Source organism: Caballeronia sp. Lep1P3, assembly GCF_022879595.1.
In the GTDB taxonomy this organism is placed as follows: Bacteria; Pseudomonadota; Gammaproteobacteria; order Burkholderiales; family Burkholderiaceae; genus Caballeronia.
In genome coordinates this window covers 287,517-302,503 of the sequence record NZ_CP084266.1, presented here as the reverse complement: position 1 = coordinate 302,503, position 14,987 = coordinate 287,517, and the positions used below count along the sequence as shown (strand labels likewise).

Below are 14,987 nucleotides of genomic sequence, written 5' to 3'. Positions count from 1 at the left end.
AATCGTCGTCGTGGTTGTTGTTCACTGTTTCGCCCCAACTCATGCCTGCCCGCCAGCCGGCGTGAGCGCGTCGGCGATCTTCGCGCCGTCCGGGCTGCCGAGGCCCGTGCACGCGTCCCATCCCGCCGCTGCGGAGAAGCTGCCGTTGTTGCCCTGCGTGATGTCGCGAAACGCGGTCTTCGCCTTGTAGAGCTTCGGATTGACGAAGCCGCACGGCGAGCCGTTGATCGCGTTGATGCGCGCGATCAGCGCGGCCCACAGCGGCGCGACCGCGCTCGTGCCGCCGACGACCGTTTCCTCGCCGTCGATCAGCACCTCGTAGCCGGTTTGCGGCGATGCGTCGGCGGCCACGTCGGGCACGCCGCGCTTCGAAAGCGGCGTGTGCCTGCCGCCCGCGTGCGTCACCGCGAGGCCCTTCTGCCAGACCGGAAGCGGGAACACCGCGCTCACCCCGCCGCCGCCCGAGCCGCCCTGATCGCCGTCGTTCCAGACGGTTTCGTGCGTGATGGCTTGCGCCGACGCGGACAGGCTCGTGCCGCCGCAGCCGAGCACGTACGGGCTCGACGCGGGGAAATCGACGTGATCCGCGCCGTCGCCCATGCCGTCGGACGAACCGCTGTCGCCCGAAGCCGCGCACACGGTCACGCCGAGCGCGGCGGCGCTTTGCAGCACGTCGTTGAACGCGCCGATGGACTGCGACGTCCAGTTCGATTCCGGACCGCCCCAGCTAATCGACACGACCGACGGCTTGTTCGTGTTGTCGTGAATCGCGCGATTGACGGCGTCGATGAAACCGGCGTCGCTGTTCGGCGCGAAGTACACGGCGATGCGCGCGCCCGGCGCGACCGCCCCGGCAATCTCGATGTCGAGCGTCACTTCGCCGTCCGGACCGTTCGGATTGCCGCTCGGCGCGTTCTTCGCGTTGTCCACGCTCACCGGCACGACTTGCGGCGCCTTCACGCCGAGCTTCGAGAAGTACGCGGACAAGTCGCTGTCGCGGTAGCCGCCGCCGAGTTCGATGATCGCGACGCATTGCCCCGCGCCGTCGCTTTCCGGGAAGTCATAGAGCGACGCGAGATCGACCGGCGAGAACGATGCCGGCGTGACGCCGCGCGCCGGCTTGAACGGCGGCCGGAAGCGGAAATGCGGACGCGCCTGCGGCCGGCTGTCGAGGCCGAGCACGGCGGTGACGGCGTCGTGGATGTCGTCCGGCACGCTCACCGGGCCGGTGCGTCCGCGATACTCGCCGACGTTGTGGTGCTGATAGCGTTCCAGCTTCACATCGAATGCTTTCTGGAACTGGTCGATGCTGCCCTTCAGCACGACGCTGCGCGTGCCGGCTTCCGCGCGCACGACCGCGAGGCCGTTTTGCGCCGCGAATTTCCTGATTTTCTCGACGTCTTCGCTGGATGCGCCGAAGCGCTTGTCGAATTCCTCGCGCGACACGGACTGCGCGGGGGCGTCGCCCGCGTCGATGCGCGCCATCATCTGACGGAAGCCCGCTTCGTCCTTGCGCCGCAGCATGACGATCACTTCGATCTGTTCGGCCAGATCGCACGCGCCGATGCACTTCGCGCCCTCGGGATGACTCTTTTCGCTGCCGCTTACCGGTTGCTTCGCCATGGTATCGATGCTCCTCGTAGGCTCTGGCGTTCAAAGGTTCTCGATCCTGCCGCTTTCGCGCATCCGGGGCGCGGGCTTCGCTCGGCTTGTCAGCCTTTTCCTCGTTCACGCGAAGCACGCCGCTTATCCTCGTATTTTCCTGGCGCGAATGCAATCGCTCGGACCGTCGAGTGAAGGATGCAGTTCCGGCGGGACAATCCGTGTCCCGGTTCGCCTACGGTTGCGCGGGCTGCGCCGTCGACATGCCGAGGCGTTCCATCAGGCGGCGCGCATCGAAGGGCGCCTGCACTTTCTGGTCGTTGTCGAAGTAACAGTAGACGTCGCGCGAGGCACGGCGGCGCGCGGCCGACGACGAAATGAGCCGCCCATCCTCGATCTGCCCGCCCGCCGCCCAGCGCTCGATGCGCCGCGCCCAGCCGTCGAGGGCATCGTCGGAATACGCGCCGCCGTAGAGCGTTTCGGTGCCGTGCAGCCGCAGATAGACGAAGTCGGAGGTGAGGTCTTCCGCATACGGCCAGTCCGCGACCGAATCCGACACGACGAGCGCCGCGCCGTGCTTGCGCAGCAGCTTCACGAAGGCATCGGTGCAAAAGCTCGGATGGCGGATCTCCACCGCATGCCGCAGCGCGCGCTTGCGCCGCGCTTCGAACCACGGATCGCGCACGCGCGTGTCGTGCTGCTGGGCGAGCGCGGCGGCGGCGTGCGTGTCTTTCGGCAGGAGTTCGAGAAAGCGTTCGAAAGACTCCGGCTTGAAACTGAAGTTGGGCGGAAACTGCCAGAGAAACGGCCCGAGCTTTTCGCCGAGCGCGAGCACGCCCGAGGCGAAGAAGTTGGCGATGGCGGGAATCGCGGTTTCATCGCGAAAACGCAGCATGTGCGTGAGATAGCGCGGCCCTTTCACGCTGAAGACGAAGCCCTCGGGCGTGGCCTCGTGCCACGCGCGCCAGCTGGAGAGGCTCTGCAGCGAATAGTGCGAGCCGTTGATCTCCACCGTCTGCACCGCGCGCGAGGCGAATTCGAGTTCGCGCGCCTGCGCGAGTTTTTTCGGATAGAACACGCCGCGCCAGCCCGCATACCGCCAGCCCGAAATGCCGATGCGAATGCGCCCGGCCATGCGGCTCACCTTTTGGGATGCGGCGAACCACGGCGCGCGGTCATTGCGGCCGCTCCTGCGCATATTCGGGGCGCGCGCCCGCCGGCAGCCACGGCTCGCGGTGCTCGCACCACAACTCGTAAGCCGGTTCGAAGAGGCCGGTTTCGTCGAATGCGCCGAGCGGCAAATCCACTTCGGGACGCGATTCGAATTCCATGTACGCCACCGATCCGCAGACCGGGCAGAAGTGCCGCCGCCCGTCGTCCGAGCTGCGCCAGGTTTCGAGGCGGCCGCTCATTTCGACGTCCTCGCGCGCGAAGATCGCATACGCGCCGAACGCCGAGCCGTGCACGCGGCGGCAGGTCAGGCAGTGGCACAGCGCGACGCGCCGCGGTTCGCCTGTTGCGCGAAAGCGAAACGCGCCGCACGCGCAGCCGCCTTCGTGGATGTCGCCGTTCATCGCGTTTCTCCGCTGACTTAGTGGACGGGGTGCACAGCCAGAAGCACATCCCGCGCCCGCTCGACGTGGCGCACGCGGTCATCGCACGGTTTGTTACGATAGCCCTTCACGATTGGAGAAGGCACTCATGACCACATCGGGCATCGCCGGCAACGCCAGCACGTTATCGCTTCTGAAGCTGCTTCCCGGACCGGGATCGGAATTCGGTCCCGCCGCGTCCGATCTCGCCGCGCATGTGCTCTCGCACGAGCGCTTCGACTCGGCGGCCAATGTCGCGCTGCCGCGCGAGACGTTCCGTGGCGTCACCGTCGACGAAGCGATGTCCGACGAGTACGTGTTCCCGCTCGGCGATACGGGGCGGTCCGTCGTGCTGACGGGCTATCGCATCGCGGCGGGATGCATCGCGGAGCGCGCCGCCGACGAATGGCTCGAACTGGCGCACAAGTCGCGCGTGGCGCAGGGCCTCGCGGCATCGCCCGGAGCCGACGAGCCGACGCTCGCACCCGATCCCGCCGAAGCCGACCAGTTGCTCGATCGCGCGCTCGAATGCGCGCAGCGCATCCTCGATCCCGTCGCGGGGCAGCCGGTGTCGTCGTTGTTCGAAGCGCACTATCGCGGCGGGCGCGAGTTCCTGCGCCTGTCGTGGGAAGGCCTGCCGGAAGACCTCGTGCCCGAGTCGCGGCGGCCGCTCGCCGCGCTCGCCTCCGCGCTGCCGGACGGCGAGCGCCGCGAGAAGCGCGACTACGATCCCTACGGACTCGTCGGCGCGGACGACTACGACGTGGACCGGCCGCTCGCATATCGCGAGAAGATCGGGCCGTTCCTGTTCACGATGACGTATCGCCACGAATATCCGCAAGTGGACGACGAGCGCCTCGGCACCGCGTTCGCCATGTTCCACGAAGCGGGCAGCGACATCGTCGCGGCGGCGGTTGAACTGAAGCTCGTGAAAGTGCCGCCGCTCACGAGCAGCGCCGACCTCGTCTACACGCTCGACACTTATTCGGGCGAAATGCTTTCGCTCGCGCTGGCATCGACGGAAGCGCTCGGGCAGACGCGCCTCTGCGAAGTCTTCAGCACGCATCGCGTGATCTATCTCAGCCAGTGGGAAGTGCGCAAGCCGTGGCGCGGCGAAGGGCTCGGCGTCGCGCTGCTGCATCAGGCGCTCGAACGCCTTCCGCTCGATGTGGATGGCCGCCCGAACGCGCTCTGCGTCGCGCCTGAGCCGTATCAGACGGACATGCGCCACTTCGAAAAGCTGCCCGGCGTGCTGCGCGAGGAATTGAAGGCGCCGGCAAGACGTCTGGAAGCGCATCTGACGAGCTGGCTCGAACGCTCGAAACTGCCCATCGCGACGCATTTTTTCGTGCCGATGGCCAGGCACGCCGGCATCGGCTCGGCGGGCGAAAACGCGCGATGGATCGACCGGATCATGGAAAGCGAAGCGTAGCGCGCAGTTCGTCGGCGACGCGCGCGATCACCTCGGTCCAGTCGCCGGGCGAGGCCTGCCGAAAAAGGCGCGCGGTCGGATACCACGGCGAGTCGTCGCGGGCGTCGAGCCAGCGCCAGTCGGCGTTGCTGTGCAGAAGCACCCACACCGGCTTGCCGAGCGCGCCCGCGAGATGCGCAACCGACGTGTCCACCGAAATGACGAGATCGAGCGAAGCGACGATCGCGGCGGTATCGGCGAAATCGGCGACTTCGTCCATCGGGTCGAGCGGGCGCAAGCGTTCGGGCAGCGCGGCCAATTGCGCGCGCGCCGTCGCGCCTTTGTGCAGGCTGACGAACGCAACACCGGGCGTGTCGAGCAGCGGCGCGCAAAGGCGCGCATCGAGCCAGCGGCGGCTGAACGCGCCGAAGGAATCCGCCACCCACGGCCTCGGCTCGCCCGACCAGACGACACCGACTTTGAACCTGCGCGCGGGCAGGCGGTTTCCCCAATAGCCGATGCGCGCGGCCTGCGCGTGTACATACGGCGTGGCCGACGGAATGCTGTCGAGCGTCGTTTCGAAGCGTGCCGGCAAGCTCATCACGAAGCACCAGAATTCGTGCGGCGGGAGCGTGGCGGCGGCGTCGAACGGGACGCAGCGCGTGAGGCCATCGACGGATGCGAGCAAGGACACAAGCGCCGGCGGGCAAACCACCGTGAGCGCCGATGCGCCGCGCGATGCGAGCATCGGCAGATAGCGGCAGAACTGGATGGAATCGCCGAAGCCCTGTTCCGCGACCACGACGAGCGACTTCCCCGCGAGCGCCTCGCCGCGCCACTGCGGGCATCCGAACACGGATGGATCGAGCGGGCGCGCGCTCGTGTCGTCATCGAAGCGCGATTCGTACCATTGCCACCCTTCGCTCAGCTTGCCGGCGCGCAGTAGCGTCGCCGCCAGGTTCTGCTTCGCCGCGCCGAACTCCGGATCGGCGCGCAAAGCCGCGCGATAGAGCGCCTCCGCCTGCTCCGCGCGCGCGCCGTCCTCGCCGATCAGATTGCCGAGATTGTTGAGCGCGGCGGCGAGGCCGGGATCGCGCGAAAGCGCATCGCGATAGGCGCGCTCCGCTTCGGGCAGACGCGCCCAGCGTCCAAGCGCCGCTTGCTCGTGGATGACCCGCCCGAGATTGCAATGTGCCTCGGCGCGATCCGGATTGGCGGCGATGGCTCGCCGATACGCCGCTTCCGCCTCGTCGAAGCGTCCGAGCGTCGTGAGGACGCTGCCCAGATTGATAAGCGCGTCTCCGAAAGACGGACGCAGCGCGAGGGCATCGCGGTAAGCGCGTTCGGCATCGGCGAGACGGTCTTGCGCGCGCAAGGCGTTGCCCAGGTTGAAATGCGCGTCGGGCCAGTCCGGGCGGTCCGCGACCGCTGCGCGAAGCTCGCCGACCGCTTCGTCGAGCCGCCCGGCGTCCTTCAACAGATTGCCGAGATTGTTGTGCGCCTCGGCATAGCCGGGACGCGCGATCAACGCGTCGCGATACGCGGCTTGCGCCTCCGCCGCGCGGCCATTGTCCGCGAGCAGCCTCGCGAGGTTGTAATGCGCGTCCGCCAGCCGGGGGTTCAGTTGCAGCGCCCGTCGAAACGACCGCTCCGCTTCGTCGCGATGTCCGAGCGCGTGCAGCACGTTCGCGAGGTTGTACTGCGCCTCGGTGAAATCGGGACGCCGCGCGATGGCTTCGCCGTAAGCGGTCTTCGCCTCGTCGAGCCTGCCGGACGCATTGAGCGCATTGCCGAGGTTGTTGTACGGGCCGGCTTCGTGCGGATGTTCCGCGATCGCACGCCGCCAGCACGCTTCGGCCTCCTCCATGCGATTGAGCTGATAGCAGCACACGGCGGCAAGATCGAGCGCTTCGACGTGAGCGGGCGTGCGCGCGAGCATCGGCGCGAGCGCGATGAGCGCGTCGTCGTAGCGGGCGTTCGAATAGTGCGAGGCAGCTTGTTGATAGGCGTCGTGATCGGGATTCATGGAACGGTCGCGCGATGGATTCGAGGCGATTGTCCTGCGCCCTGCCTGACGCGAGCGTCATAAAGTGCGACTCGGCTTCGTCCACCCGCCGAAACGATCGAAGGCGAACTGAAAACGCGGAATTACGCATGCATGCAGTATTTACGTGCTTTCCTTCGCACGAACGGCTCGCGCCACGCGCCGCGCGAAGCCTTAGAAAGCGTGGCATTGGACTTGCATGCTGCGTGCGGTCGCGGTGTTCGAACGTTCGGTCGCCTTACAGTTGGCGAACGACGCATTCATCGACTCACGACTCACGCGCCACGGACCGGGCAGCGGCGCTCATCGACCGATAGTCGCGTCGGCCGCGAGCACAAGCCCCACGAGACCCGAGCCGGCGACGCCCTTCCGAACGAGCGAGGAGCCTCCTTTCGCCATGCCCCCGACCCATACCCCTTCTCCCGATCACGACGACGCGGCCCAGAAACCATCGCGCAGACGCTTTCTGCAATCGGCTGCGGCGGCAGCGGCCGTCACCGCCGCGCCGCTCGCGCATGCGCAACAGCCAGGCGCGAGCGCGCCGGCTTCTTCGTCCGCGCCGATGCCGCCCTCGTCCGCGCCGACGATGCCGGTCCATCTGACCATCAACGGCCATCCCTATGAATTGCACGTCGAAGCGCGCACGACGCTGCTCGACGCGCTGCGCGAGTACGCCGGTCTCACCGGCACGAAGAAAGGCTGCGATCGCGGTCAGTGCGGCGCGTGCACGGTGATCGTTGCGGGCAGGCGCATCAATTCGTGCCTCACCCTCGCCGTGATGCACGCGGGCGAAACGGTCACGACCGTCGAAGGCCTCGCGCCCGCCGCCGATGCGCTGAGTCCGCTGCAACAGGCGTTCATCGAACAGGACGCCTTCCAGTGCGGCTACTGCACGCCGGGGCAGTTGTGCTCGGCCACCGCGCTCATCGACGAATACCGCAACGGCGACGCGAGCGCCGCGACCGCCGACGTGCGCTACCGCCCGCCGCAGCTTTCGGACGACGAAATCCGCGAGCGCATGAGCGGCAACATCTGCCGCTGCGGAGCGTATCCGAACATCGTCGCGGCGGTGAAAGTCGTCGCCTTGACGCGCGGTTGAGGAGACGCACATGGACGCAATTTCCTATCAGCGCGCCGGCGACATCCATTCGGCGATAGAGGCCGCGAGCCAGCCGGGAACGGTTTTCATCGGCGGCGGAACGAATCTGCTCGACCTCATGAAACAGGGCGTGACGCGGCCCGCGCGACTCGTCGACATCACGCATCTCCAGGATTTAAGCGGCATCGCGCCATTGCCGGACGGCGGCTTGCGCATCGGCGCGCTCGTGCGCAATAGCGACGCCGCGAATCACACCTGGGTGCGCGAGCGTTATCCGCTGCTGTCGCAAGCGTTCTTGTCGGGCGCATCGGCGCAACTGCGCAACATGGCGACCGTCGGCGGCAATCTGCTTCAGCGCACGCGCTGCTATTACTTCTACGACACCGCGTTTGCCCAGTGCAACAAGCGCGCGCCGGGCAGCGGATGCGCCGCGCTCGACGGCAACACGCGCATTCACGCGATCCTCGGCGCGAGCGACCAGTGCATCGCGACGAATCCGTCCGACATGAATGTGGCGCTCGCCGCGCTCGACGCCGTCGTGCGCGTGACCGGTCCGCAAGGCGAACGCGCGATTCCGTTCGCGCAGTTTCATCGGCTGCCGGGCGACCGTCCCGATCTGGATACGACGCTCGCGCCCGGCGAACTGATCACCGCCGTCGATCTGCCGCCGCCGCTTTTCGCCGCGCATTCGAAGTATCTGAAAGTGCGCGACCGCGCGAGCTACGCGTTCGCGCTCGTCTCGGTCGCCGCCGCGTTGCAGATGGACGGCGGCACGGTCAGAACCGCGCGCATCGCGCTTGGCGGCGTCGCGCATAAGCCATGGCGCGCGAGCGCGACGGAAAGCGCGCTCGTCGGCAAGACGCTCGATCGCGGCACGCTGCGGGACGCCGCCGCGCTCGCGGTGCAGGGCGCGAAGCCGCAGCGCGACAACGCATTCAAGGTGACGCTCGCGCAGCGCGCGATCGTTCGGGCCATCGAACAGGCAGGAGGTGCCGCATGAGTGTCATCGGTCAACCGCTCGATCGCACCGACGGCGTGCTGAAGGTCACTGGCCAGGCGCGCTATTCGAGCGACAACAGCGAGGCGAAGCTCGCCAACGCGGTGCTCATCACGAGCGGAATCGCGAAGGGCCGCATTGCGTCGATCGATACGAGCCGTGCGCAGTCGATGCCCGGCGTGCTTTTCGTGATGACGTATCGCAACGCGATGCGCCTGCCGCACGGCGGCGCGCCCGACACGGAGCCGCCCGCCGTGCGCGGGCTTACGCTCCTGCAATCGGACAAGGTGCGCTACAGCAACGAGCCGGTGGCGGTCGTCGTCGCGGATACGCTCGAGCATGCGCAAGGCGCGGCGCGTTTCGTCGATATCCGCTACGAGGCCGCCACGCCGAACGCGGACATCGAGCGCGCGAAGCACACCGCGTATCAGCCTGACAAGATGATGGGCCGCGCGATCACCACGCAGCGCGGCGACGTCGATGCCGGTCTGCGCCAGGGCACGACGCGCCTGAACGCGGTCTACACGACGCCCATCGAGCATCACAATCCGATGGAGCCGCACGCGACGCTCGCGCGCTGGGACGGCCCGAAGCTCACGCTCTACGACACGACGCAAGGCGTGTCGGGCGCGAAAAGCTCGGTGGCGAAGTTCTTCGGCATCCCCGAGGACGACGTGCGCGTGATCTGCCCGTTCGTCGGCGGCGGCTTCGGCTGCAAGGGTTCCGTCTGGTCGCACGTCGTGCTCGCGGCGATGGCGTCGAAGCAGACAGGACGGCCGGTCAAGCTCGTGCTCGACCGCACGCAGATGTTCGGCATGGTCGGGCACAGGCCGTTCACCGAGCAGCGCATTCAGGCGAGCGCGCGCGAGGACGGCACGCTGACCGGCATGCGCCACGACGTGATTTCGACGACCTCGACATTCGAGGACTGGACCGAAAGCTCGGCCATCGTCACGCGCATGCTCTACGCGGCGCCGAATCTCGCGACGTCGCACAAGCTCGTGAAGCTCGACGTCGGCACGCCGACTTTCATGCGCGCGCCGGGCGAAACGAGCGGCTCGTTCGCGCTCGAAACGGCGATGGACGAAATGGCGTATCAACTCGGCATGGACCCGCTCGCGTTCCGCATCAAAAATTACGCGAACATGGAGCCGCAGGAAAAGAAGCCGTGGTCCAGCAAGGCGCTGTTGCAGTGTTACGACGAAGGCGCGCGCAAGTTCGGCTGGTCGCGCCGCAACGCCGCGCCGCGCTCGATGCGCGAAGGCAACGTGCTCGTCGGATGGGGCGTCGGGACGGCGACGTATCCGGCCAATCGCAGCGAGGCGTCCGCGATCGCGCGCATTCTTCCGGACGGCACCGCGATGGTCGCCTCCGGCACGCAGGATCTCGGCACCGGCACGTACACGGTCATGACGCAGGTCGCGGCGGACGGGCTCGGCTTCGCGCCGGAATACGTGAGCTTCGCGCTCGGCGATTCGTCGCTGCCGAAGGCGCCCGGCTCGGGCGGCTCCCAATCGGCGGCGAGCGTGTCGCCGGCGGTGCGAGCCGCGTCGATGCAGGCGCGCGACCAGTTGATCGCGATGGCGCTCGCGGACCGCGCCTCGCCCGTCGCCGGCCTGCCGCGCGAGGACGTGACCGTTTCCAACGGCTGGGTCGTGAGCCGCTCGAATCCGGACAAGCGCGATCCGGCGGCGGCGATCATCGCGCGCAACGGCGGCAAGCCGATCGAGGCGATCGCCACCACGCGCCCCGGCGACGAAAAGAAGCAGTACGCGTTTCACTCGTTCGGCGCGGTGTTCGCGGAAGTGCACGTCGATGCGGACCTCGGCACGATCCGCGTGCCGCGCATCGTCGGGGTATATGACGTCGGCACGCGCCTCAACGAAAAGACGGCGCACAGCCAGTTGATGGGCGGCATCGTGTGGGGCATCGGCGCCGCGCTCACCGAAAAGACCGATCTCGACGTGCGCTACGGGCGTTACACGAACGCGAATCTCGCGGAGTACCACGTCCCGGTGAACGCGGATATCGGGCTGATCGACATTTCGTTCGTCGACAAACCCGATCCGTTCATCAATCCGCTCGGCGTGCGGGGAATCGGCGAGATCGGGATTACGGGCGTGGCGGCGGCCATCGGCAATGCGGTGTATCACGCGACGGGCGTGCGCTCGCGCGACTTGCCGATCACGCTCGACAAGGTGATGCCGCGCACCGCCTGAACGCGGTTGGTGCGTGTAAAAAGCGGCGGCGCGCGGCATTTTTTCGCGCTTGCCGCCGCTTCCGACGCGCTGCACAATCGGCGTTCCCTTCTCCCTTGAGCCGCGCTTGTGACCTATTCGTCGAATGCGACCGGCATCCTGCTGGCGGCCGGTCTCGGCACCCGTTTCGATCCTTCTGGCCTGCACAACAAGCTGCTCGCCGCGCTGCCGGACGGCACGCCGGTCGTGTTCCACGCCGCGCGCCGGCTGCTGTCGGTGGTGGCGGAAGTCGTCGCCGTCGTGCGGCCCGGCGCGGAAAAGCTCGCGGATGTGCTCAACGAGGCGGGCTGCGACGTCATTTTCAGCGCCGACGCCGAACGCGGCATGGGCGCGACGCTCGCCGCCGCCGTGCGCGCGACGCCGGAGGCCGACGGCTGGATCGTCGCGCTCGGCGACATGCCGTGGATCGATTCCGCGACGATCGAAGCGGTCGCGCGTGCGCTCGATGGCGGCGCGCCGCTCGTCGCGCCGTTCTATCGCGGGCAGCGCGGACATCCGGCCGGCTTCGGCGGCGGGCATCGCGCGGCGCTCGCGGCGCTCGACGGCGATGCCGGCGCGCGCGGCCTCTTCGCGACGACGCCGCCGCTCGTCATCGAAGTGGACGATCCGAACGTGCTGCGCGACGTCGATCAGCCGGGCGACTTGCACGACGCTTGAATGTTTCAAAGGGCGCGATCATCCCAAAAAGATTGCCTGAAGACCGGAGCCGCCGCTAAAATCACTGTATGGATATACAGTACTTTTCGGCATTTTCTGGTTCCGGCTTCCGATGAAAAGCGTCACACTCGACCCGTCGTTCGCTGCGTGGCGCACCGTTGCGCGCTCGCTCGTCATGGAGGGCGTGCCGCCTGAAGACGTGCTGTGGCGCGAGTCGGACGCCTCCGCAACGGTGTTCGGCACGGTCAGCGCACCGTGCGGCCCGGCGGACCCGAACGCGCCCAAGCCGGTCAGGATCGCCCGCGAATTTCTCGCCATGCTGGAAACGGCGGCGTGTTATCGCGCGCCGGACCGCTGGCCGTTCCTCTACAAGCTGCTGTGGCGCTGGACGCAGGGCGACCGCGCGGTGGCGTCCGTGGAAGACGCGGACGGGCAGCGCCTGCATCACATGATGGAAGCCGTGCAAGCGGAGGAAAGCCGGATGCGCGCGACGTTGCGCTTCCGGCATCGGGATTCCTCGCTCGGGCCGCCGGAGTTCATCAGTTGGTGCGAGCCGGTGCACGACCTGCTGGAACACGCCGCCATGCACTTCGCCACGCGCATGGGCAGCGCTACGTGGATGATCGCAACGCCGCACGGCGCGGCGTTCTGGGACGGCGCGCTGCTGCGCGTGGATCGCACGAGCGAGCCGGAGGAAAAGCCGATGGATTTCGGCGTCAGCGCGGACGCCATGAGCGGCGAGGCCGTCAGCGGCGACGCCATCGAAGCGTTATGGCTTGCGTACTACGAGAGCACGTTCGCGCCGGCGCTCGAAAACGCCGCCGAAATGGCATCGCACATGCCGGTGCGGTACTGGAAAAGCCCGCCGAACGAGCGCGCCGACCCCGCGCTGATCGCCCGCGCGGACCCTTACACGCGGCGCGACCGTCATCCGTGCAACGTGCCGGCGGACATGGAAGTCGCGCTGAACACGGACCTGGAGCCGCTCAAGGGCACGTCGCTGAAAGAGCCGCCCTCGCTCGACGCCTGCAAGCGCTGCTCGCTCTGGCGCAACGCGACGCAGGCGGTGCCCGGCGCGGGTCCGGTGGGTGCGCGCGTCATGCTGGTCGGCGAACAGCCGGGCGATCACGAAGACCGCGAGGGCAAGCCGTTCGTCGGGCCGGCGGGCGCGCTGCTCGACGACGCCATCCGCGAGGCGCAGCTCACGCGCGAGTCGCTGTATCTGACCAACGCGGTGAAGCATTTCAAGTGGGACGCACATCGCCAGGACAACGAGCGGCTGCACGTCACGCCGTCGCAGCGCGAACGCGAGGCGTGCCGCTACTGGCTCGACGAAGAGCTCGCGCGCATCGGGCCGAAGGTGGTCGTCGCGCTCGGAGCGACGGCGCTCAAGGCGCTCACGGGGCATCGCACGGCGCTTTCGGAGTATCTCGGCAAGACGATTGAGCACAAGGGGCGCATCGTCGTGCCGACTTACCATCCGTCGTATTGGCTGCGCCTCGAGGACGACAAAGTGCGCGAAGAAGTGTTCGGAACGATCGTGGAGGCGCTCGTGTTCGCGCGGCAAATCGCCGATGGCACCGCCACCGTGCGCACGCCGGTCAAGGACCGCACGCGCTGAACGCCTGGCCGAATGCAACAGGAAGAAACAGAGCGCAACAAGACGAAAGCGTCGTCAACGCGGTTGTAAGCCGGGCGTTATAGCGGTGTCGCGCCGCCGTCGGCGCTCATCCGGACGACACATTCATGGCCGCTCTCCCGCTCGAAGCTCTTCGCCAGCAACACTCCGTGACCGCGCTCGTACCGAAATCGGCCGGGCAACTGCACACCGAACGCAAACGCATCGTCTCGCGCGCAGGCATCCTGCTCAATGCCACCATCGCGCTTGCGCTCGGCGGCGCGGCGCTCGTCGCGTGGCTGCCGTTCTCGCCGCTGCCGCACGAATTCCGCTTCGGCGCGCAGGAAGTGCTGGCGGTCGCGGTGTTCGCGTCGTGTCTTTTCCTGCTGCACGAACGCGCCGAACTCGCGCTCGGCCTTTACGACTACGAGCCGGTCGAACAGACGACGCAGGGCGAACTGCGCGCGCTTTTGCATCGCGTGCCGGAAGGCGCGTCGTATCAGGAGGCGCTGGCCGCCGACAACCGCACTTTCGTCACCGGCGAAATCGATGGCATCCGCCGCCGCGCCGAAGCCTTCACGCCGAAGGAACTGCCGGCGCAGGACGGCAGTTCGGAAACGTAATCTCTTTCTCCCTGTTGCGTCTCCCTGCCGCCGCTTTTCGCACACGCGAGGCGGCGGCTTTGTGTCCTGTTGCACGCCCGGACATGACGGCAACGCCGAAACGCAACCTCTTCGCCTCTCGCGCCGCCGCTTTCCGCACACGCGAGGCGGCGGTTTTGTGTCCTGTTGCACGTCTGCACAGGACGGCAATCCGGAAACGTAACCTCTTTCTCCCTGCCGCCGCTTTTCGCACACGCAAGGCGGCGGCCTTGTGTCCTGTCACTCTCCGGCGCAGGACGGCAACGCCGAAACGTAACCTCTCGCTCCCCGTCGCCTCTCGCGCCGCCGCTTTTCCCACGCGAGGCGGCGGCTTTGTGTCGTACCGCACATTCTGGGCATGCCGCGTGCTGCAATAACTGCCTCGACCCGGCCTCATTCGCCTTTAAGCGAAACGAAGCCGTGGCCATGCCATTTGCAGGAGCCAGGATGCGAGCCAATCCCCTTTCCCCGCTGACCGACGCGCTGTCCTCCGAACTGACGCTTGCCCCGTCGCTCATCGCAGATGCGCCGAGCGCGGCGGCGTCGCCCTCCGGCGATGCGCTATCGGACGCGCAATACGACGATCTCGTCGCGTTTCACGGCATCGAACGGGAGCGGCTGGTGCTGATTCACCCCGGCAGCCACAAGGCTAGCCCCGCGTGGCCCGCCGAACGTTACGCCGATGTCGCCGATCAGCTCGCCGCCGATGGCTGGCAGATCGCGATCATCGGCGACGCGCCCGATCCCGAGCGCACCGCCGGCGTGCTCGGCACGATGCAGACCGCCGCGCTCTTTCTCGTGGGCGCCGTCGCGCCGCGCACGCTGCCGCGCCTGATTGCCGATGCGCAGCTTCTTCTCTCCGACGACGCCGCCGCGCCCTCGCCCGTCGCGTTCGCGCGCGCGCTCGGGACGCCGCATGTCGTGCTGTCGGAACATCCGCGCGATACGTCGAGCGCGACGATCGCGCGACGCGCCCGCGCCGAGCTTTCCGACGTGGAGAACGCGCATCCGGGCCGTCCGTTCACGCTGCACATGCCGGCCGTACACGATGCACTCTGACCTTCCCTC

The 14,987-nt window shown here is 67.7% G+C and carries 12 protein-coding genes; 8 read left to right on the top strand and 4 right to left on the bottom strand.

Going from position 1 to position 14,987, the window contains the following annotated elements; translation table 11 throughout:
- Window positions 1–39 precede the first annotated feature (39 nt).
- The 3 genes from LDZ27_RS15850 to LDZ27_RS15840 all read right to left on the bottom strand — a co-directional run bounded on the left by LDZ27_RS15850 (window position 40) and on the right by LDZ27_RS15840 (window position 3,176).
- Complete coding sequence (locus LDZ27_RS15850) at window positions 40–1,623, bottom strand: protease pro-enzyme activation domain-containing protein (RefSeq protein WP_244816929.1); 1,584 nt, start codon at window positions 1,621–1,623, stop codon at window positions 40–42.
- A gap of 214 nt (window positions 1,624–1,837) precedes the next feature.
- The gene (locus tag LDZ27_RS15845; RefSeq protein ID WP_244816928.1) at window positions 1,838–2,737 is read right to left on the bottom strand and encodes a DUF72 domain-containing protein; all 900 of its coding nucleotides are present in this window, start codon (window positions 2,735–2,737) and stop codon (window positions 1,838–1,840) included.
- A 40-nt stretch (window positions 2,738–2,777) separates the two neighbouring features.
- The gene (locus LDZ27_RS15840) at window positions 2,778–3,176 is read right to left on the bottom strand and encodes a GFA family protein (RefSeq protein WP_244816927.1); all 399 of its coding nucleotides are present in this window, start codon (window positions 3,174–3,176) and stop codon (window positions 2,778–2,780) included.
- Window positions 3,177–3,303: 127 nt separating this feature from the next.
- Here LDZ27_RS15840 and LDZ27_RS15835 point away from each other — a divergent pair, with 127 nt between their 5' ends.
- On the top strand, window positions 3,304–4,626 hold the full coding sequence (locus LDZ27_RS15835; protein WP_244816926.1) for an inositol monophosphatase: 1,323 nt from the start codon (window positions 3,304–3,306) through the stop codon (window positions 4,624–4,626).
- On the opposite strand, the gene LDZ27_RS15830 is transcribed toward LDZ27_RS15835, so the two are convergent.
- Window positions 4,607–6,631 (bottom strand): tetratricopeptide repeat protein, encoded by a 2,025-nt coding sequence (locus LDZ27_RS15830; RefSeq protein ID WP_244816925.1) that lies wholly within the window; start codon window positions 6,629–6,631, stop codon window positions 4,607–4,609. The two genes, LDZ27_RS15835 and LDZ27_RS15830, sit on opposite strands and share 20 nt — an antisense overlap.
- Window positions 6,632–7,046: 415 nt before the next feature.
- Here LDZ27_RS15830 and LDZ27_RS15825 point away from each other — a divergent pair, with 415 nt between their 5' ends.
- The 7 genes from LDZ27_RS15825 to LDZ27_RS15795 all read left to right on the top strand — a co-directional run bounded on the left by LDZ27_RS15825 (window position 7,047) and on the right by LDZ27_RS15795 (window position 14,978).
- Complete coding sequence (locus LDZ27_RS15825; protein WP_244816924.1) at window positions 7,047–7,748, top strand: (2Fe-2S)-binding protein; 702 nt, start codon at window positions 7,047–7,049, stop codon at window positions 7,746–7,748.
- Window positions 7,749–7,758: 10 nt separating this feature from the next.
- Window positions 7,759–8,748 carry a xanthine dehydrogenase family protein subunit M gene (locus LDZ27_RS15820; protein WP_244816923.1) on the top strand — a complete coding sequence of 330 codons (990 nt, stop codon included), beginning with the start codon at window positions 7,759–7,761 and terminating at the stop codon, window positions 8,746–8,748.
- Window positions 8,745–10,964 (top strand): xanthine dehydrogenase family protein molybdopterin-binding subunit, encoded by a 2,220-nt coding sequence (locus LDZ27_RS15815; protein WP_244816922.1) that lies wholly within the window; start codon window positions 8,745–8,747, stop codon window positions 10,962–10,964. Before LDZ27_RS15820 ends, LDZ27_RS15815 begins: the two co-directional genes overlap by 4 nt.
- A gap of 108 nt (window positions 10,965–11,072) precedes the next feature.
- Window positions 11,073–11,660: an NTP transferase domain-containing protein gene (locus LDZ27_RS15810; protein ID WP_244816921.1), complete on the top strand. Its 588-nt coding sequence runs from the start codon at window positions 11,073–11,075 to the stop codon at window positions 11,658–11,660.
- 112 nt (window positions 11,661–11,772) lie between these two features.
- Window positions 11,773–13,281 carry a UdgX family uracil-DNA binding protein gene (locus LDZ27_RS15805; protein WP_244816920.1) on the top strand — a complete coding sequence of 503 codons (1,509 nt, stop codon included), beginning with the start codon at window positions 11,773–11,775 and terminating at the stop codon, window positions 13,279–13,281.
- A gap of 125 nt (window positions 13,282–13,406) precedes the next feature.
- On the top strand, window positions 13,407–13,901 hold the full coding sequence (locus LDZ27_RS15800; protein WP_244816919.1) for a hypothetical protein: 495 nt from the start codon (window positions 13,407–13,409) through the stop codon (window positions 13,899–13,901).
- Window positions 13,902–14,366: 465 nt separating this feature from the next.
- A complete protein-coding gene (locus LDZ27_RS15795) occupies window positions 14,367–14,978 on the top strand; it encodes a glycosyltransferase family 9 protein (RefSeq protein ID WP_244816918.1) in 612 nt (203 codons plus the stop codon).
- Window positions 14,979–14,987 lie beyond the last annotated feature (9 nt).